Source organism: Kocuria rosea (genome assembly GCF_023715525.1).
Classification (GTDB): Bacteria; Actinomycetota; Actinomycetes; order Actinomycetales; family Micrococcaceae; genus Kocuria; species Kocuria rosea_A.
The window spans coordinates 1-18,262 of sequence record NZ_JAMBOG010000034.1; the positions used below are offsets into that span (position 1 = coordinate 1).

Annotated in this window: 18 protein-coding genes and 1 tRNA gene; all 19 read right to left on the minus strand. The window is 69.7% G+C overall.

Annotated features, from left to right (window positions below):
- Positions 1-325: 325 nt before the first annotated feature.
- The 19 genes from M3185_RS16045 to rpmA all read right to left on the minus strand — a co-directional run bounded on the left by M3185_RS16045 (position 326) and on the right by rpmA (position 18,225).
- Positions 326-916 (minus strand): recombinase family protein, encoded by a 591-nt coding sequence (locus M3185_RS16045; RefSeq protein ID WP_251334677.1) that lies wholly within the window; start codon positions 914-916, stop codon positions 326-328.
- Positions 917-1,313: 397 nt separating this feature from the next.
- Positions 1,314-1,679: a 5'-nucleotidase gene (locus M3185_RS17575; RefSeq protein ID WP_374238532.1), complete on the minus strand. Its 366-nt coding sequence runs from the start codon at positions 1,677-1,679 to the stop codon at positions 1,314-1,316.
- Positions 1,630-1,911 (minus strand): hypothetical protein, encoded by a 282-nt coding sequence (locus M3185_RS17580; protein ID WP_374238533.1) that lies wholly within the window; start codon positions 1,909-1,911, stop codon positions 1,630-1,632. Before M3185_RS17580 ends, M3185_RS17575 begins: the two co-directional genes overlap by 50 nt.
- 397 nt (positions 1,912-2,308) lie before the next feature.
- Positions 2,309-3,307, minus strand: a complete 999-nt coding sequence (gene nrdF / locus M3185_RS16055; protein ID WP_251334679.1) for a class 1b ribonucleoside-diphosphate reductase subunit beta — start codon at positions 3,305-3,307, stop codon at positions 2,309-2,311.
- A 100-nt stretch (positions 3,308-3,407) separates the two neighbouring features.
- On the minus strand, positions 3,408-5,585 hold the full coding sequence (nrdE, locus tag M3185_RS16060) for a class 1b ribonucleoside-diphosphate reductase subunit alpha (RefSeq protein WP_251334698.1): 2,178 nt from the start codon (positions 5,583-5,585) through the stop codon (positions 3,408-3,410).
- Positions 5,564-6,073 (minus strand): class Ib ribonucleoside-diphosphate reductase assembly flavoprotein NrdI, encoded by a 510-nt coding sequence (gene nrdI, locus M3185_RS16065; RefSeq protein ID WP_251334680.1) that lies wholly within the window; start codon positions 6,071-6,073, stop codon positions 5,564-5,566. The genes nrdE and nrdI overlap by 22 nt, the downstream gene beginning before the upstream one ends.
- A 79-nt stretch (positions 6,074-6,152) precedes the next feature.
- On the minus strand, positions 6,153-6,389 hold the full coding sequence (nrdH, locus tag M3185_RS16070) for a glutaredoxin-like protein NrdH (protein ID WP_251334681.1): 237 nt from the start codon (positions 6,387-6,389) through the stop codon (positions 6,153-6,155).
- Positions 6,390-6,688: 299 nt separating this feature from the next.
- The gene (locus M3185_RS16075) at positions 6,689-8,173 is read right to left on the minus strand and encodes an aldehyde dehydrogenase family protein (protein WP_251334682.1); all 1,485 of its coding nucleotides are present in this window, start codon (positions 8,171-8,173) and stop codon (positions 6,689-6,691) included.
- Positions 8,174-8,240: 67 nt separating this feature from the next.
- Positions 8,241-9,311 carry an App1 family protein gene (locus M3185_RS16080; RefSeq protein ID WP_251334683.1) on the minus strand — a complete coding sequence of 357 codons (1,071 nt, stop codon included), beginning with the start codon at positions 9,309-9,311 and terminating at the stop codon, positions 8,241-8,243.
- An 83-nt stretch (positions 9,312-9,394) separates the two neighbouring features.
- The gene (gene fdhA / locus M3185_RS16085; RefSeq protein ID WP_251334684.1) at positions 9,395-10,612 is read right to left on the minus strand and encodes a formaldehyde dehydrogenase, glutathione-independent; all 1,218 of its coding nucleotides are present in this window, start codon (positions 10,610-10,612) and stop codon (positions 9,395-9,397) included.
- Between the two features lie 230 nt (positions 10,613-10,842).
- A tRNA-Ala gene (locus tag M3185_RS16090) sits at positions 10,843-10,918 on the minus strand.
- Positions 10,919-11,034: 116 nt separating this feature from the next.
- Positions 11,035-11,457 carry a ribosome silencing factor gene (gene rsfS / locus M3185_RS16095; protein WP_251334685.1) on the minus strand — a complete coding sequence of 141 codons (423 nt, stop codon included), beginning with the start codon at positions 11,455-11,457 and terminating at the stop codon, positions 11,035-11,037.
- Between the two features lie 94 nt (positions 11,458-11,551).
- Positions 11,552-12,433, minus strand: a complete 882-nt coding sequence (locus M3185_RS16100; RefSeq protein WP_251334686.1) for a hypothetical protein — start codon at positions 12,431-12,433, stop codon at positions 11,552-11,554.
- Positions 12,430-13,062, minus strand: a complete 633-nt coding sequence (gene nadD, locus M3185_RS16105; RefSeq protein ID WP_251334699.1) for a nicotinate-nucleotide adenylyltransferase — start codon at positions 13,060-13,062, stop codon at positions 12,430-12,432. Before nadD ends, M3185_RS16100 begins: the two co-directional genes overlap by 4 nt.
- A gap of 118 nt (positions 13,063-13,180) precedes the next feature.
- Positions 13,181-13,432 (minus strand): hypothetical protein, encoded by a 252-nt coding sequence (locus M3185_RS16110; RefSeq protein WP_251334687.1) that lies wholly within the window; start codon positions 13,430-13,432, stop codon positions 13,181-13,183.
- Between the two features lie 122 nt (positions 13,433-13,554).
- The gene (locus M3185_RS16115) at positions 13,555-14,916 is read right to left on the minus strand and encodes a glutamate-5-semialdehyde dehydrogenase (protein ID WP_251334688.1); all 1,362 of its coding nucleotides are present in this window, start codon (positions 14,914-14,916) and stop codon (positions 13,555-13,557) included.
- Positions 14,913-16,166 carry a glutamate 5-kinase gene (gene proB / locus M3185_RS16120; protein WP_251334689.1) on the minus strand — a complete coding sequence of 418 codons (1,254 nt, stop codon included), beginning with the start codon at positions 16,164-16,166 and terminating at the stop codon, positions 14,913-14,915. Before proB ends, M3185_RS16115 begins: the two co-directional genes overlap by 4 nt.
- 50 nt (positions 16,167-16,216) lie before the next feature.
- Positions 16,217-17,815 carry a GTPase ObgE gene (gene obgE, locus M3185_RS16125; RefSeq protein WP_251334690.1) on the minus strand — a complete coding sequence of 533 codons (1,599 nt, stop codon included), beginning with the start codon at positions 17,813-17,815 and terminating at the stop codon, positions 16,217-16,219.
- A 152-nt stretch (positions 17,816-17,967) separates the two neighbouring features.
- Positions 17,968-18,225 carry a 50S ribosomal protein L27 gene (gene rpmA / locus M3185_RS16130; protein WP_251334691.1) on the minus strand — a complete coding sequence of 86 codons (258 nt, stop codon included), beginning with the start codon at positions 18,223-18,225 and terminating at the stop codon, positions 17,968-17,970.
- Positions 18,226-18,262 lie beyond the last annotated feature (37 nt).

The window sequence follows — 18,262 nt, forward strand, 5'->3', positions numbered from 1 at the left end:
AGCAGGCCTCGATGATCCGCCGCTACATCGCCTGGCGTAACCGCCACGCCCACGACCACCGCCTGGTCGAAGTTCTCGACAAAGCCGCCACCATCCACATCGCAAAAGCTGCCTGACACGGCACTAGATCCTCGACCAAGACCAATTGTCGCTGCTGGGATTGGCTCCGACGCCATCCACAGCCAGGCAGCCGTCGACTCCGCCCTGGGCTACCACACTCTGAGCGGCGACTGACCAGAGCGGGCTCTCACCAAGCACGCGGCAGTACCGCCGTCACGCCCGCCAAGAGCGCGGCTAGCCAAACGACAGTCCGTCACTAATCCGCTCAGACGATCGGCATGGGGAGTTCGCGGATGCGGCGGTAAAGGGTGGCCCTCGACATGCCCAGGTCTCGGGCGACCTGGGTGGCCGGCTCCCCCGAATCAATCAGCCGCAGGGCGTTGCGGATCTGGGAGTCCGTGAAGGTCGGGCGGCGCCCGCCGAGGTCCTTGCCGGCAGCCCGACGCTTGGCCACCGAGTCGGTGATGCGTTCGCGCTTGATCTCCAACTCCATCTGCGCCAAGGCAGCCATGACGGTGAAGACCATCGATCCCATCGGTGTGTGGGTATCCACGTCTCCCCCACCCAGGTTCAGCACCCGCAACCCGGCGCCCCTGCCCCGCAACGCCTCAGCAAAAGCCAGCATGTTCTGCGTCGATCGCCCCAGCCGGTCCAGCGTGGTGATCGCCAGGGTGTCGCCCTCCTCGATCGCGGCGATCGCTCTGTCGAATGCCGGACGCGATGCATGGGCTCCAGATACTCCATGGTCAACATAGAGATCATCGCGCCGCACGCCCGCAGCCTGTAAGTCATACACTTGGCGGTCGGCGTCCTGTTGTCGTGTCGACACACGCGCGTACCCAATTAACTTCCCCACGTCAACCCAATCTGTCTCGCAACCAATGTCTAGTACCCGATTCTAGGCACAGGGATAAAACACATAGGTGCGAGACACTCCCGCCCGCGGAATTCTGCGGGCGCAAAAAAGTTGGATGAGACGTCTCGCATCCCTAGACTTGCGGAAAGGACCCGCGGTAGGTGGATCACGGCAGAGCGAGCTAAATTTGATGGGCTTACCAGGGAAAAGCCCAACTAGTGGAAATGAATTATTCTATCCGAGTCCACCTATCGTGCACCTCAAAAAAATTATTCATGAAGACGGCATTCGCAACCGCGCTTCTTCGTTGATTCCACCAAAGGGCACATGCATTGATGACGCAGAGGCAGCCGCGCCGGTAACACGCTTTTCTTGATCATCAAGAACATGTGGGGCCTCAGCACGCCGATAGCCCGCGTCCTATCGATATCGCCGGGAGCAATGCATCATCAATCCGCACATCCCAAGCCTTGAGCGACTGAATGACCCCTTCACGGGAGCGAGCGCTCCGCTCAGCGGCCAGTGCACTAAACAGGCGCTGACCGCAGTCAGTGCACTGCGATGCATGAACAAGTTCCAAGCGTTGGATCTTCTCAATCCCGCAAGCAACGGAGGCAACAGGCCCGGGACGGCGAGCCTCTGCGACCCGTTCCGCCTCATAGGCATGGAATGCCGGCAGGTCATACTGCTGCACGACATGCTCAAAGTCGTCTTCAGCAAGTATTCCGTCGGAATTGAACGCGGCACGCAGTCCACCGGACACAGCTGGTTACTAATGCATGCTGGCCACCAGAAGCCCCAGTCCTACCGGGTGCCCCTCCTCGACGATCTGCCCCACGGCAGCAGGGTCCGCCGACAGGAGGATAGAGACATCGAAAGCCGAATAATCCAACAAGGCGTGCTCGCGGCTCTAAAATTGCCTGCGTAATACCCAGGGCATGTGCTGTGCTGGAATCCATTTCGCGCATTCCGGTTTTAGGGTCGTTGCGCGACATGACGACCAATTCCACAAGGGGTCGCTCATGCCGGGAAACAGATCATTCAGCCCCAGAGTGCGCTCAATAAAAGGAAATACCGCACCGGAGTCGGGGTGCCATGACGAGAATATTGTTGACGTCACCGGCAGGCACCCTCACCCCCATTTTGAAATACGCGATTGGACTAGATGCGCTCAAATGAATACACATCTGGAAATCGTCTAGACTCCACCGACACCAGGATTCAGCCCGTCAACCACCCGATCCCGGCGATCGGGTCATCACATCGCCGGGATCGGGTAAGGCTGGGAGTCAGCTTGACGGAGCTATCACGACATCTGAGCAATGCTCAGATGGGGCGACCGGTCTGCTCACATAGGGCCACATTGCTCAGATAGGTCGGGATCTCACAGGATTAGAAGTCCCAGTCCTCGTCCTCCGTGTTCACGGCCTTGCCGATCACGTAGGAGGAGCCCGAGCCGGAGAAGAAGTCGTGGTTCTCGTCGGCGTTCGGGGACAGCGCCGAGAGGATCGCCGGCGAGACGTCGGTCATGTCCTTCGGGAACAGCGCCTCGAAGCCCAGGTTGTTCAGGGCCTTGTTGGCGTTGTAGTGCAGGAACTTCTTGACGTCCTCGGTCCAGCCCACGGCGTCGTAGAGGGACTCGGTGTAGAGCACCTCGTTCTCGTAGAGCTCCTCGAGCAGCTCGTAGGTGTAGAGCTTCAGCTCGTCCTGGCGCTCCGGGGTCTCCTGGGCCAGGGCGCGCTGGAACTTGTAGCCGATGTAGTACCCGTGCACGGCCTCGTCGCGGATGATCAGGCGCACGAGGTCGGCCGTGTTCGTCAGCTTCGCCCGGGAGGACCAGTACATGGGCAGGTAGAACCCGGAGTAGAAGAGGAAGGACTCGAGCAGGGTCGAGGCCACCTTCTTCTTCAGCGGGTCGTCGCCCCGGTAGTACTTGACGACGATGTCGGCCTTCTTCTGCAGGTACGGGTTCTCCTTCGCCCAGCGGAAGACCTCGTCGATCTCCTTCATCGAGGACAGGGTCGAGAAGATCGAGGAGTAGGACTTCGCGTGCACCGACTCCATGAAGGCGATGTTGGTGTACACGGCCTCCTCGTGCAGGGTCGTGGCGTCCCGGATCAGGGACACGGCGCCGACGGTGGCCTGGATGGTGTCCAGCAGCGTCAGGCCGGTGAAGACCCGCATGGTGAGCTGCTGCTCGTCCTCGGTCAGCGTCTTCCAGGACGGGACGTCGTTGGACAGCGGGATCTTCTCCGGCAGCCAGAAGTTGGCGGTCAGGCGGTCCCAGACCTCGGCGTCCTTGTCGTCGCCGACGCGGTTCCAGTTGATGGCCTCGGCGCGGAGCATGTCCAGCGCCGTCTGCTCGACGTTCTCGCTCTTCTCGAGAGTCATGGTCTGTGTCTTCCTCGAAGTCTTCCTCGAAAGGTGTGGACCCCCGCGCGCGTCCTGCGGACGCGCGCGGGGAGTAGGGGGTGGCCGCCGGGGCCGGCGGTCAGAGCATGCAGGAGACGCAGCCCTCGACCTCGGTGCCCTCCAGCGCCAGCTGGCGGATGCGGGAGTAGTACATCGTCTTGATGCCCTTGCGCCACGCGTAGATCTGCGCCTTGTTGATGTCGCGGGTCGTGGCCGTGTCCTTGAAGAACAGCGTCAGGGACAGGCCCTGGTCCACGTGCTGGGTCGCCGCCGCGTAGGTGTCGATGATCTTCTCGTAGCCGATCTCGTACGCGTCCTGGAAGTACTCCAGGTTGTCGTTGTCCATGAAGGGCGCCGGGTAGTACACGCGCCCGAGCTTGCCCTCCTTGCGGATCTCGATCTTCGAGGCGATCGGGTGGATCGAGGAGGTCGAGTTGTTGATGTAGGAAATCGACCCGGTCGGCGGGACCGCCTGCAGGTTCTGGTTGTACATCCCGTGCTCCATGACGGAGGCCTTCAGCCGCAGCCAGTCCTCCTGGGTGGGGATGTGCACGCCGGCCTCCGCGAACAGCTGCCGGACCCGCTCGGTGGCGGGGGCCCACTCGCGGTCGGTGTACTTGGCGAAGTACTCCCCCGACGCGTACTTGGAGCGCTCGAAGCCCACGAACGTCTGCCGGCGCTCCTTCGCGATCTCGTTCGACGCGCGGACCGCGTGGTACGTGACCGTGTAGAAGTAGATGTTCGTGAAGTCCAGGCCCTCCTCGGAGCCGTAGTGGATGTGCTCCTTGGCGAGGTAGCCGTGCAGGTTCATCTGCCCGAGGCCCACGGCGTGGGACATCTGGTTGCCGCGCTCGATCGAGGGCACCGAGTTGATGTTGGACATGTCCGACACCGCCGTCAGGCCGCGGATCGCGGTCTCCACCGACTGCCCGAAGTCCGGGGACTGCATGGTCAGGGCGATGTTCAGGGAGCCGAGGTTGCAGGAGATGTCCTTGCCGACCTCGTCGTAGTCCAGGTCCTCGTGGTACGTGGACGGCTCGGAGACCTGGAGGATCTCGGAGCACAGGTTGGACATGATGATCTTGCCGTCGACGGGGTTCTCCCGGTTGACGGTGTCCTCGAACATGACGTACGGGTAGCCGGACTCGAACTGGACCTCGGCCAGGGTCTGGAAGAACTCCCGGGCGTTGATCTTCTTCTTGGTGATCCGGGCGTCCGCGACCATCTCGTAGTACTTCTCGGTCACGTTGACGTCCGAGAAGGGCATCCCGTAGACGCGCTCCACGTCGTACGGGGAGAACAGGTACATGTCCTGGTTCTTCTTGGCCAGCTCGAACGTGATGTCGGGGATGACCACGCCGAGGGAGAGGGTCTTGATGCGGATCTTCTCGTCCGCGTTCTCCCGCTTGGTGTCCAGGAAGCTGTAGATGTCCGGGTGGTGGGCGTGCAGGTACACCGCGCCCGCGCCCTGGCGGGCGCCCAGCTGGTTGGCGTAGGAGAACGAGTCCTCCAGCAGCTTCATGATGGGGATGATGCCCGAGGACTGGTTCTCGATCTTCTTGATCGGGGCGCCGGCCTCACGGATGTTGGTCAGGGCGAACGCCACGCCGCCGCCGCGCTTGGACAGCTGCAGCGCCGAGTTGATGGACCGCCCGATGGACTCCATGTTGTCCTCGATGCGCAGCAGGAAGCAGGAGACGAGCTCGCCGCGCTGCTTCTTGCCCGCGTTGAGGAACGTGGGGGTGGCCGGCTGGAAGCGCCCGGCGATGATCTCGTCCACCAGCCGGGTGGCGAGCGTCTCGTCGCCGTCCGCGAGGTAGAGGGAGACCATGACCACGCGGTCCTCGAAGCGCTCGAGGTAGCGCTGGCCGTCGAAGGTCTTCAGCGTGTAGGACGTGTAGAACTTGAACGCGCCCAGGAACGTCTCGAAGCGGAACTTCTGCCCGTAGGCGCGCTTGGACAGCGCCTTGATGAAGTCCCGGCTGTACTTCTCCAGGACCTCGGGCTCGTAGTACTGGTGCGAGACCAGGTAGTCGAGCTTCTCCTCGAGGTCGTGGAAGAAGACGGTGTTGTTGTTCACGTGCTGCAGGAAGTACTGCCGTGCGGCCTGCTTGTCGGCGTCGAACTGGATCTTCCCGTCGACGTCGTACAGGTTCAGCAGAGCGTTGAGCTCGTGGTAGCCGAGGCCCCGGTACTTCTCCGGGACGCGCTTGTCCTCGTGGCCGGGCTCGACGCTCAGGCCCGGGGCTGCGTGCATTGTCGCCAAAACTGATCCAATCCTTCGTTGACTTTCCGCACGTCCTCCTCGGTGCCCATGAGCTCGAACCGGTAGAGGACGGGGACGGTGCATTTGGTGGCGATCTTCTCCGCCGCGAGGCAGAACTGATCGCCGAAGTTGGTGTTGCCGGCGCCGATGACGCCGAGCAGGTGCCGCCGGTTGGTCTCCTCGTTGAGGAACCGCACGACCTGCGGCGGAACGGCTCCGCTGCCGTTGGGCCTCCCGTAGGTGGGGGCGACCAGCACGTAGGGCTCGTCGACCACGGGTGGCTCCTCCCCCGTGTGGAGGGGCAGCCGCACCGCGCGGACGTCCAGCTTGGAGATGAAGCGGTGCGTGTTGTTGGAGACCGAGGAGAAGTACACGACCAGGGGGGCGCGGGGCTCCGGCGCCGCGGCGCTCGCGCCGCGGTCCTGCCGAGCAGGCCCCGGGATCGTGCTCCCGATCGTTCCGGGGGTGGGTGTGCTCATTGCTTCCGCGCTCCGAGGTGGTGTCGGTGGCCGACGGCTCGGGCCCGGGCGCCGCGGGGAAGCGGGCGGCGCACCGGCCTCAGGCCGAGAGGAGGACGGCCAGGGAGGTGATCTTGTCCGGACGGTAGCCCGACCAGTGCTCGGTCGGGGTCTCGACGACCGGGACCTGCTGGTACCCGAGGGCGAGCACGTGGGCCAGGGCGGCCTCGTCCTCGGTGACGTCGACGACCTTGTACTCGATGCCCTTCTTGGTCAGGGCACGGTAGGTGGCATTGCACTGGACGCAGGACGGCTTGCTGTACACGGTCACGGACATCGCTGTTTCCCCTTTTCGATCGGGTGATTTGTGGGGGGAGATCCGACGTTTCCGCAGGCTCTACGGGTACTGAAGGGGTCTCTCCGGCTGACTGATCCCAATACTACATCTAGTGCCAGGGAGGGGAAGCGACCCCTAGATGCAGTGTTCTCGGTTGTCCACAGCTCCTTTCGGACTATCCCCAGGCCGACCGTTTCTTCTCCACAGGGGTGGTGCGCGCGGTCTCGCGGAATTCCGCCGCGGCCGCCCGGATATGCACAGGCTGTGCGTTTTCCGGGGCCGCCGGGCGGTGGGGAAAATTAATTTCGGGCGACGGCGTGTCGGCTCCGGCGGCGGGTCCGGCGCCGTCCGAGCGCCGCCGCGGCGAGCCGGGCGCGCAGGCCCCGGTAGGGCGGGTAGACGATCCGCAGGGTGTCCGGGGCGAGGGGCTTGTCCAGGACCGCGCGCGCGTGCGTGAACAGCGTGAACGAGTGCTTCCCGTGGTAGGCCCCGGTGCCGGAGGCCCCCACCCCGCCGAAGGGCAGCTCGGGGTTGGACAGGTGCAGCAGCGGCGTGTTGAAGGACAGCCCCCCGGAGGAGGTCCGCCGGCGGAACAGGTCCTTGACCGCCTCCTCCTCGGAGAAGACGTAGAGGGCCAGCGGCTTCTCCCCCGCGGTGATCAGCTCGACGGCGTGCTCGGCCGAGCGCACGGGCACCAGCGGCAGGACGGGCCCGAAGATCTCCTCGGCCATGAACGGCCCGTCGGGGGCGGAGCGCACGACCGTGGGGGCGAGGTAGCGCTCCGCGCGGTCGGACCCGCCGCCGCACACGACGTCGTCGGCCGGGACCTGCTCGAGGAGCCCGGTCAGCCGGGCGAGGTGGCGCTCGCTGACGATCCGCCCGTAGGAGTCGCTGCGGCGGGGGTCCTGCCCGTAGTGCTCCTCCACCGCCCGCACGAGCTCGGGCTCGAGCGCGGCCAGCGTCCCGGGGGTGCCCAGGACGTGGTCGGGGGCCACGCACGTCTGGCCCGCGTTGAGGAACTTCCCCCACACGATCCGCCGGGCGGCGGTCCTGAGGTCGCTCGAGGCGTCCACCCAGACCGGGGACTTCCCGCCCAGCTCGAGGGTCACCGGGGTCAGGTGCCGGGCGGCCGCGGTCATGACGACCCGGGCGACCTTGCCGTTGCCGGTGTAGAAGACGTGGTCGAAGCGGTGCTCCAGCAGCCGGGTGGTCTCAGGCACCCCGCCCTCGACCACGCTCACGCAGTCGCCCAGGTACCGCTCGATCAGCTCCGCCAGCACGCCCGAGACGGTCGCGGTGACCTCGGAGGGCTTGACGACGACGGTGTTGCCGGCGGCGAGCGCTCCGGCCAGGGGGCTCAGGACCAGCTGCACGGGGTAGTTCCACGGCGCGATGACGAGCACGGTGCCCAGCGGCTGGTGCTCGACGCGGGCGCGGGCCGGGGCGAGGCTCAGCGGGACGCGGGCCTTCTCGGGGGCCATCCACCCGGCGAGCTCCGTGCGGATCCCGGCGATCTCCTCGAGCGTGAAGCCGAGCTCCGTCAGCCACGCCTCGGCGCGGGGCTTGCCGAGGTCGGCGGCGAGCGCCTCCTCGAGCGCCGGGCGGTTCTCCCGCACGAGGTCCTCGAGGCGCTGGAGCCGGTCGAGCCGGGCCGCCAGGTCCAGGTCGGGCACGAAGCCGGCGCGTGCCCGCGCGACGGCGGCGTCGACCGCCGGGAAGCCGCCACCGGCGCCGGGTGCGGGGGCGGGGGCGGGGGGAACGAGGCTGGTCTGCTGGGCGGTCATGGGTCCAGCCTAGGCGCCGCCTCGGACGTCCCGGCGGGCCCGCGGCCCCGGCAGGAGCGGGTCCTGCTCAGAGCAGGCCGTGCTCGGCGAGCTGGCGGGAGAGGGAGGCGCCGTCGTTGCCCTCGAGCCACAGGATGTCCTCGGGCACGGTGACGCGCCGGCCCTCCCCGGCCAGCGGGTGGCCGGCGAGCACGGCCTCGGTGGGCGAGAGGGTGCGGATGACGATCGCGGCCACGTGCTCGGGGTAGCGCTGGGCGAAGCCGCTGTAGATCTCGGGGTCGTGCTGGCCGTCGTCGCCGACGAGGATCCATCGCACGTGGGGGAAGTTCTGGGCGAGCCGCTCGAGGTTGTTCACCTTGTGGGCGGCGCCGGCGCGGAACCAGCGGTCGGTGGTGGGGCCCCAGTCGGTGAGCAGGAGCGCCCCGGCCGGGTAGGCGTTGCGGGTGAGGAACCGGCGCAGGGTGGGGGCCACGTTCCACGCCCCGGTGGAGAGGTAGAGGAACGGCGCGCCGAGGTGCTGGTGCAGGAGCCGGTCCATCATCACCGCCATGCCGGGGGTGGCGCTGCGGGCGTGCTCGTTGAGCACGAAGGAGTTCCAGGCCGCCAGCATGGGGCGGGGCAGGGCCGTGACCATGACGGTGTCGTCGACGTCGGAGAGCACGCCGATCCGCTGCTCGTCGGCCACGACAAAGACCCGCGCCTCGACGACCTCGGAGCCGGCCGTCTGCATCCACACGGTGTGCTCCCCGGGGGACAGCGAGACCTGCAGGTCGACGTCGATGACCCCGCCCTTGTCGGCGACGAGGTGGAACTCGTACTCGTCGATCCACACGTTCACGTGGGCGAAGGCGATCGGCACGGAGGTGAAGGAGCGCCAGCCGCGGATGGACTCGGCGCTCTCGTCCGTGGACTCGATGAGCCCGCGGGTCTTCAGCAGCGCCCGGCCGAGCACCCGCACGTGGTGCTCGGAGCCGTAGCCCTCGAAGGCGACCATCACGGGGATGTCGCCACGGGTTTCGGCGCGGCGCTGGCGGAACCGGTGGAACCGCTGCTCCAGGCGGTAGCCGACGTTGATGGCTTCCTCGGTCACCTGGTCGACGGTCTGCTTGAGCTCCGAGGTCTCGGTCGTCTTGGCCATGCGCCCAGTGTGGCACAGCACGCACGACGGCCCGCGCCGTGGCGGCGCGGGCCGTCGTGCGTCCCGTCGGGCCCGGTGCCGGCTCAGGCCGGGACGTAGCCGTTCGGGTTGAGCACGTACTTGGTGGCGGCCCCGGCGTCGAACTCCGCGTAGCCCTGGGGGGCCTCCTCCAGGGGGATCGCCTTGGCGTTGACGGCCCGGGCGATCTGGATCCTGTCGTGCAGGATCGCCATCATCAGCTGCCGGTTGTACTTCATCACCGGGCACTGGCCCGTGGTGAAGGCCAGCGACTTCGCCCAGCCGGTGCCGAGGCTGATGGACAGCGAGCCCTTCTTGGCCGCCTCGTCCACGGCCCCGGGGTCCCCGGTCACGTAGAGGCCGGGGATGCCCAGCGCCCCGCCGGCGGCGGTGAGGTCCATCAGCGAGTTGAGCACGGTGGCCGGGGCCTCGTGGGAGGAGTCCTTGCCGTGCCCGCGGGCCTCGAAGCCGACGGCGTCGACGCCGCAGTCGACCTCCGGGACCCCGAGGATCTGCTCGACCTGGTCCCGGGGGTCGCCCTGCGAGACGTCCACGGTCTCGCACCCGAAGCTGCGGGCCTGCGCCAGGCGCTCCTCGTTCATGTCCCCCACGATGACCACGGCCGCGCCCAGCAGGTGCGCGGAGGCGGCTGCGGCGAGCCCGACCGGCCCGGCGCCGGCGATGTAGACGGTCGAGCCGACCCCCACGCCCGCGGTGACCACGCCGTGGTAGCCGGTGGGCAGGATGTCGGAGAGCATGGTCAGGTCCATCATCTTCTCCAGGGCCTGGTCCCGGTCGGGGAACTTCAGCAGGTTCCAGTCCGCGTAGGGCACGAGCACGTACTCCGCCTGCCCGCCGACCCACCCGCCCATGTCCACGTACCCGTAGGCGGAGCCGGGGCGGTCGGGGTTGACGTTGAGGCAGATGCCGGTCTTGCGCTCCTTGCAGTTGCGGCAGCGGCCGCAGGAGATGTTGAAGGGGACGGAGACGATGTCGCCGACCTTGATGAACTCCACGTCCGGGCCGCACTCGACGACCTCCCCGGTGATCTCGTGGCCGAGCACGAGGTCGGTCGGGGCCGTGGTGCGCCCGCGGACCATGTGCTGGTCGGAGCCGCAGATGTTCGTGGTCACGGTGCGCAGGATCACCCCGTGCGAGACCTTCCGACCGATGTTGGCCGGGTTGATCCCCGGGGCGTCCTTGAGCTCGAACTCCGGGTAGTCCGTGTCGATGACCTCGACCTTGCCCGGGCCCTTGTAGGCGACCGCTCTGTTGCCTGCCATCTTGACCTCTTCCGTTGAGGATGTGCGTTGCGCGTGTAGGCGTCCCGACGGCGGGCGGCACAGCGGGCGGCACGACGAGTGACGCAGATCACGGCCCGGTCGGTGGTGCCGACGCTAACAGAGGCGGCCGGGGTGCGGAAGGGAATGCGCCGGAAAAGACACGGGGAGGAGGGGAGCCGAAAAGCGACGAGCCCGTCCCGCTGATGCGGGACGGGCTCGTCGCTCGTTCCTGGTGGAGCTGAGGGGACTCGAACCCCTGACCCTTTGCATGCCATGCAAATGCGCTACCAGCTGCGCCACAGCCCCAGGTCGTTACCTCCGGTACACTATCACAACCTCAGGAGTTCCCTTGTCGGTCACCCTTTTCCGGTTGATCCTGCGCCCCGCTGGGCAACGCATTCATATTAGGCAGCCGGCCGGGATCATGGCAAATCGTCGGCGGAGGGCGCCGGCGCGGTCTGCCCGGAGGCCTCCGGCGAGGCCGCGGGCAGGCCGAGGTCGACCACGGGGCTGTCCCGCCACAGCCGCTCGAGGGCGTAGAAGGCGCGGTCCTCGTCGTGCTGGATGTGCAGGACGACGTCCCCGTAGTCCAGCAGCACCCAGCGGCCCTCTGAGCGGCCCTCGCGGCGGATCGGGCGCAGGTCGAGCTGCTCGATGAGCCTCTCCTCGATCTCGTCGACGACGGCGTTGACGAGCCGCTCGTTGGACGCGGAGGCGACGAGGAACGCGTCGGTGATGCCGAGCACCTCGCTCACGTCGAGGGCGACGATGTCGTGGGCCTGCTTGGCGTCGGCGGCGGTGGCCGCGATGCGCAGGACGGAGAGGGAGTAGTCGTTGACAGTCAAGGAGTGTCCTTTCCCGGCGAACCGGAGGCTCCGTCCCGGGGACGGGCGGAGCGGGTGGTGGTGGATCGAACGGTCGGTGGGACGAGCGGGCGGGTCAGAGCACGAAGAGCACGAGGACGACCACGAGGGCCGCGACCACGGCGAGGAGCAGCACCGCGAGCCAGCGGTTCACGGGGCGGCGCCGGTACTCCCGGGGGTCCAGCAGCTCGAGGCCCTCCGCGGTGGCGGCCGGGACGGGTGCGGCCGGGGGCACGGGCTCCTCCTCGTCGGGGTCCGGCGCCGCCACGGGTTCCGCGGCGGTCTCGGCCGTGCCGGCGGACGCGGCGGTGTCGGGGGTTTCCGCGGTGGCGTCCGCCGCCGTGTCGGCGACGCCGGGGGCCCCGGGCGGCGCCGCGTGCGAGCCGGAGCCCTCGGTGTCCTCGGCGGGCAGGACCTCGATGTGGGTCAGCGCGGCGAGCTCCTCGGGCGCCAGGCGGTGGGCGAACAGCGCCGGGTCCACGTGGACGGGGTCGTGCGGGTCGGGGCCGTCCGGGCCGCCGGGGGCGTCGGGGAAGACCACGGTGATCCGCTCGGCCTCCGCCCCGGGCTGCCCGGCGGGGGCCGTGTCCGGCGACGTCGCCGCCTCCACCCCGCCGGCCGCGGCGGGGTCCGCGGTCCCCTCCGCGACGGGGTTGGCGGCCGCCGCGTGGGCGGCGAGCTCGGCGAAGCGGCGCTGCTTCTCCAGCAGGTCGGGATCGGCCGGGCCCGCGCCCGTCTCGGCGAGCTCGCGGGAGCGCTCGGCCAGCTCCCGCTGGAGGCGGGCGAGCCGCCGCGGCCCCAGCGGCTTCACGGGCTGGACCGGCACGGCGTCCCCGTCGAGGTCGATGATCGGCGCCGGCCCGGGCGCCGGGCGGGGCGCGTGGGCCGGGGCGGGGGAGTCCTGCGCGGACTGCTGCTCGGCGTCGTCGTCGCGCACCGGGTCCTCCCCCGTCGTCACGGTGCCTCCACGGCGGCGGGCCGGGCGCCGATGGAGCGCCGGAGGGGTCCGGTGCGGGCGCCGTCGCAGGCGTCCTGGTAGAGCCCGTACTTGCCGATGTACTGCACCACGCCGTCGGGCACGAGGTACCAGACCGGCTTGTGCTGGGCCACCCGGGCCCGGCAGTCCGTGGAGGAGATGGCCATGGCGGGCACCTCAAGCAGGGTCACGCCGCTGGAGCCGACCGGGGCCGTGAGCACGTGGCCGGGGCGGGTGACGCCCACGAAGTGCGCGAGCTCCCACAGCTCCTCGGCGCCCTTCCAGGTGAGGATCTCCCCCATCACGTCGGCGCCGGTGATGAAGAACAGGTCCGCTTCCGGGCGCAGCCGGCGCAGGTCCCGCAGGGTGTCGATCGTGAAGGTGGGTCCCTCCCGCTCGATGTCCACGCGGCTGACCGTGAACCGCGGGTTGGACGCGGTCGCGATGACGGTCATGAGGTAGCGGTGCTCAGCGGGGCTGACCGTCTGGTGCGACTTCTGCCAGGGGTGGCCGGTGGGCACGAAGACGACCTCGTCGAGGTCGAACTCCTCCGCGACCTCCGACGCGGCCACGAGGTGGCCGTGGTGGATGGGGTCGAACGTGCCGCCCATGACGCCCAGCCGGATGCGGCCGGGCGTCCGGGCCGGGACCGAGGTCCCCGTCGCGGGGAGGTCCCGGCAGGGGGCGGCGTCCTGGGAGGCGGTCGTCACGGCGCAGGGGTCCCCGGGCTCAGACGTGGCGCTTGGCGTTGTACTCGTCGAGCAGGGCGCGCTCGTCGGCGGGCAGATCGGCCGGGTCGGCGTGCTGGCCGGCCTCCGGGCTCAGGCCGCGGTTGGCGTAGGACAGCGTGACCAGCAGCAGCGTGAGCAGCAGCGCGAACATCGCGATGCCGATGGCCTCGGCGGGCAGGCCGGCCTCGGCGGCGGCGTGGCCGCCCTCCTCGGCGGCGGCGAGGACGGTGGGGGCGATCTGCTGCAGCATGGGGTTCCCTTCTGGTGCCGCCGGGACGGCAGGTGGTCGGTGGGCGGCCCGTGCCGCCGCGGTCGGCGGGCCCGGACGGTTCTCATCGTACTGAATCCGCGGCGGGCCCGCGGCGGCCGGGCTCAGGAGCGGACGTGCCCGTCGCCCTGGACGATCCACTTCGTGGTGGTCAGCTCCTCCAGGCCCATGGGCCCGCGGGCGTGCATCTTCTGCGTGGAGATGCCGATCTCCGCGCCCAGGCCGAGCTGCTGGCCGTCGGTGAACCGGGTGGAGGCGTTGACCATGACCGCGGCGGCGTCGACCTCCGCGGTGAACCGCTCGGCGGAGGCGAGGTCGTTGGTCACGATCGCCTCGGTGTGGCGGGTCGACCAGCGGTCGATGTGCGCGAGCGCCTCGTCGAGGGAGTCCACCACCCTGACGGCCAGGTCGAGGGAGAGGTACTCCGTGGCCCAGTCCTCCTCGGTGGCGCGCAGGTGCCGCCTGCTGCCGGCCGGCAGGAGCCGCTCGGCGCGCTCGTCCACGTGCAGGGTGACCCCGGCGTGGTCCAGGGCCGCGAGCACGGCGGCCCCGTGCGGGAAGCCGCTGTGCAGCAGGAGGGTCTCCGTGGTGTTGCACGTGCTGGTGCGCTGGGTCTTGGCGTTGACGGCGATCTGCGCGGCCATGTCCTTGGGGGCGGAGGCGTCGAGGAACAGGTGGACGTTGCCCTCGCCGGTCTCGATCACCGGGACCGTCGCGTTCTGGACGACGGACTGGATCAGCCCGTGCCCGCCGCGCGGGATGAGGACGTCGACCTTCCCGCGCGCGCCCATCAGGGCGCTGGCGCCGTCGCGGCCGTACTCGTCGATGCTCTGCACGAGGTCCACGGGCAGCTTCACGTCGGCGAGCGCGTCGCGGATGATGCCCACGAGCGCCCGGTTGGTCTCCTCGGCGGCCGAGCCGCCGCGCAGCAGCACGGCGTTGCCGGACTTCAGGGCGATGCCGGCGATGTCCACGGTCACGTTGGGGCGGGCCTCGTAGATGGCGCCCACCACGCCCATGGGCACGCGCACCTGGCGCATCCGCAGGCCGTTGGCGAGGGTGCGGCCCCGGACCACGCTGCCGATCGGGTCGGGCAGCGCGGCGAGCTCGCGCAGGCCCTCGGCGAGGGCGTGCACGCGCGCGGCGTCGAGCCTGAGCCGGTCCAGCAGGGCCTCGGAGACCCCGCTGACGCGCCCGCGCTCGAGGTCCCTCGCGTTGGCGGCGTGCACGACCTCCTGCCGGTGCTCGATCCGGTCGGCGATCGCCAGCAGCGCCCGGTCCTTCCAGGCGCGGGTCGCCCGGGCGAGGGCGCGGGCGGCGGCCCGGGAGTCGTCGGCCATGGCGCCGACGCCGGCCACCGGGTCGTCCCCGAAGGTGGCGCGGACGCCGTGGTCGGTGACGATGGCCTTCCCGCGCGTGCCCTGGGCGTCGTCGGTCGTCGCGGACTCGTGTGCGGCGGAAGTCATTTCTTCAGCTTAGTGCGTGCGCCCCGGGGCCGCAGGACCACGAGGTTGTCCACGTGCACCAGTTCCCGGCTGTAGTCCTCGCCGAGCTCCTCCGCGAGCACGGACGTGGACTTGCCGAGCATCGGGGGGATCTCGTCGGAGGCGTAGTTGCTCAGCCCGTGGGCCACCTCCTGGCCCTCCGGGTCGACCATCACGACCGGCTCCCCCGCGTCGAAGCTGCCGGAGACCGCGGTGACCCCGGCCGCCAGCAGGGAGCGGCGGTCGCGGATCGCCGCGGCGGCGCCCTCGTCGAGGGTCAGGGAGCCCTTGATGTCCGCGAGGTGGGCCAGCCACAGCAGCCGGACGTTGCGCCGCCCGCCCGTGGTGGCGAACCACGTGCCGACGTCCTCGCCGTCGAGGGCGCGGGTGATGTTGGCGGCGGAGGTGACGAGGGCGGGGATCCCCGAGGCGGCCGCGATCCGGGCCGCCTGGACCTTGGTGACCATGCCCCCGGAGCCCACGCCGGCGCGGCCGACCGAGCCGATCTGCACGCCCTCGAGGTCCTTGAGCGGGTCGGTGACCACCGGGATCCGCTCCCCGCCCTGCTGGGGCGGGCGGGTGTAGAGCGCGTCGACGTCGGAGAGCAGCAGCAGCACGTCCGCCTTGATGAGGTGGGCGATCAGCGCCGCGATCCGGTCGTTGTCCCCGAACTTGATCTCCTGCGTGGCCACGGCGTCGTTCTCGTTGACGATGGGCAGCACGCCGAGCTCGAGCAGGCGCTCGATCTGGCGGTGGGTGTTCTTGTAGTGGTTGCGGCGCATCAGGTCCTCGGCGGTGACCAGCACCTGCCCCACGGTGACGCCGTAGCGGGCGAAGGACTCGATGTAGCGGCCCATGAGCAGGCCCTGCCCCACCGAGGCCGCGGCCTGCTTACCCGCGAGGTTCTTGGGCCGCCGGGACAGCCCCAGCGGGGCCAGCCCGGCGGTGATGGCACCGGAGGAGACGAAGACGATCTCGAGGCCGCGGGCCTTCGCGCCGCCGAGGGCGTCCACGATCGTGCGCACGGCCTGCTCGTCGATCGAGCTCTCGATCGACGTGAGCGACGAGGAGCCGACCTTGACCACCACCCGGTGGGCGCGGGGGATCTCCTCCCGCCGCTCGACCGGGCTGCGCCGGTTCTTGCCGCGGTTCTCGCTGCTGAGCTGGATCGCGGACTTGCTCGCGACCTCCTCCAGCCGCTCGACGTCGATCTCGTGCGTGCGCTGGTCCATCCTCTGCGTCGTCCTCCCGGTGTCGTGGGCGTCGTGCGGTGCTCGGTCGATCAGTCGGCGGTTCCGCCGTCGGCCCCGTCGGCCCCGTCGGCCCCGTCGGCCCCGGTGCTCCCGGTGCCGCGGCGGGCGTCGACGGACTCCGTCCACACCCCGGCCGTGCGCTCGGCCTCGAGCTCGGCGCGGGCGGCGGCCTTGGCGTCCTTGCGGTCCTGGTACTGCTGGCGCTTCTGCTCGCGGGTCGGGCGGTCGAACTCGGCCAGGCGCAGGTCGGTGCCGCGGGGGCCGGCGAGCAGCTCGGCGCCGCCGACCATGGTGGGCTCCCAGTCGAAGACCACGCCGTTGTCCTCGGGGCCGATGAGCACGGCGTCGCCGGGGCGGGCGCCCTGGCGGAACAGCTGGTCCTCGACGCCGAGCTTCGCGAACCGGTCGGCGAGGTAGCCGACGGCCTCGTCGTTGTTGAAGTCCGTCTGCTGGATCCAGCGCTCGGGCTTCTCGCCGCGCACGTGCCACAGCGGCTCGAGGTTGCGCTCCTCGCGGGTGATGGTGAACTCCGGCCCGCGCACACCCCGGGGGCGCAGGACGACCCGCGGGGCCTCCTGGGCGGCCGGGCGCGCCGCCCGGGCCTGCGCCACGGCCTCGCCCATGGCGAAGGTCAGCGCGCGCAGCCCCTCGTGGGAGGCGGTGGAGATCTCGAAGACGCGGTAGCCGCGGGACTCGAGCTCGGGGCGGACGAACTCCGCCAGCTCGCGGGCCTCGGGGACGTCGATCTTGTTCAGCGCCACGAGGCGGGGCCGCTCGTTGAGCGGGACCGCTCCCCCGCCGTCGAGCGCGTCGTCCACCGTGTAGTTGGCGAGCTCGGCCTCGATGGTCTCGAGGTCGGAGATCGGGTCGCGGCCGGGCTCGAGGGTCGCGCAGTCGAGCACGTGCACGAGTGCGGCGCAGCGCTCGACGTGGCGCAGGAACTCCAGGCCCAGGCCCTTGCCCTCGGACGCGCCGGGGATCAGCCCGGGCACGTCGGCCACGGTGTAGCGCACGTCCCCGGCCTGGACCACGCCCAGGTTGGGCACGAGCGTCGTGAAGGGGTAGTCGGCGATCTTGGGCCGGGCGGCGCTGATGGCCGCGACCAGGCTGGACTTGCCCGCCGAGGGATAGCCGACGAGCGCGATGTCGGCGATCGACTTCAGCTCGAGGACGATGTCGCGCTCGTCGCCGGGGGTGCCCAGGAGGGCGAAGCCGGGCGCCTTGCGCTTGACGGAGGACAGCGCCGCGTTGCCGAGCCCGCCCTGCCCGCCGGCGGCCGCCACGAACTCGGCGCCCTCGCCCACGAGGTCGGCCAGGACGTTGCCGTCCTGGTCCTTGACCACGGTGCCGTCCGGCACGGACAGCACGAGGTCCTCGCCCTTGTGGCCGTGGCGCAGGTCGCCCTTGCCGGGCCCGCCGTTCTGCGCGGCCTGGTGGGGCGCGTGGTGGTAGTTGAGCAGGGTGGTGGTCTGCCCGTCGACGCGCAGCACGACGTTGCCGCCGTCACCTCCGTTGGCGCCGTCCGGGCCGCCGAGCGGCTTGAACTTCTCGCGGCGGATGGACACGCAGCCGTGCCCTCCGTTGCCGCCGGAGACGTGCAGGACGACGCGGTCGACGAAACTGGCCACGGGGAACTCCTCTGGTGATGGGCGGGCCCGTGGGAGGGGCCCGTTAAAACTGTAGAGGGCGGGCGCTGGACGCACCCACCCTCCACAGATCAGACATGGGTGGTGCGGGTCCCGGGGGACCCGCACCGGGGCCGGCTGGGCCGGCCCGGGGACTACTCGGCGGCAGCCAGGATGTTGACGACCTTGCGCCCGCGCCGCGTGCCGAACTCCACCTGGCCGGCGGCCAGGGCGAACAGGGTGTCGTCGCCGCCGCGGCCGACGTTCTGGCCCGGGTGGAAGTGGGTGCCGCGCTGGCGGACGAGGATCTCGCCCGCGTTGACGGTCTGGCCGCCGAAGCGCTTCACGCCGAGGTACTGCGGGTTGGAGTCGCGGCCGTTGCGAGTGGAGCTCGCGCCCTTCTTGTGTGCCATGGGGTGTGCCTACCTTCGTATTAGGACTGGCGTCTGG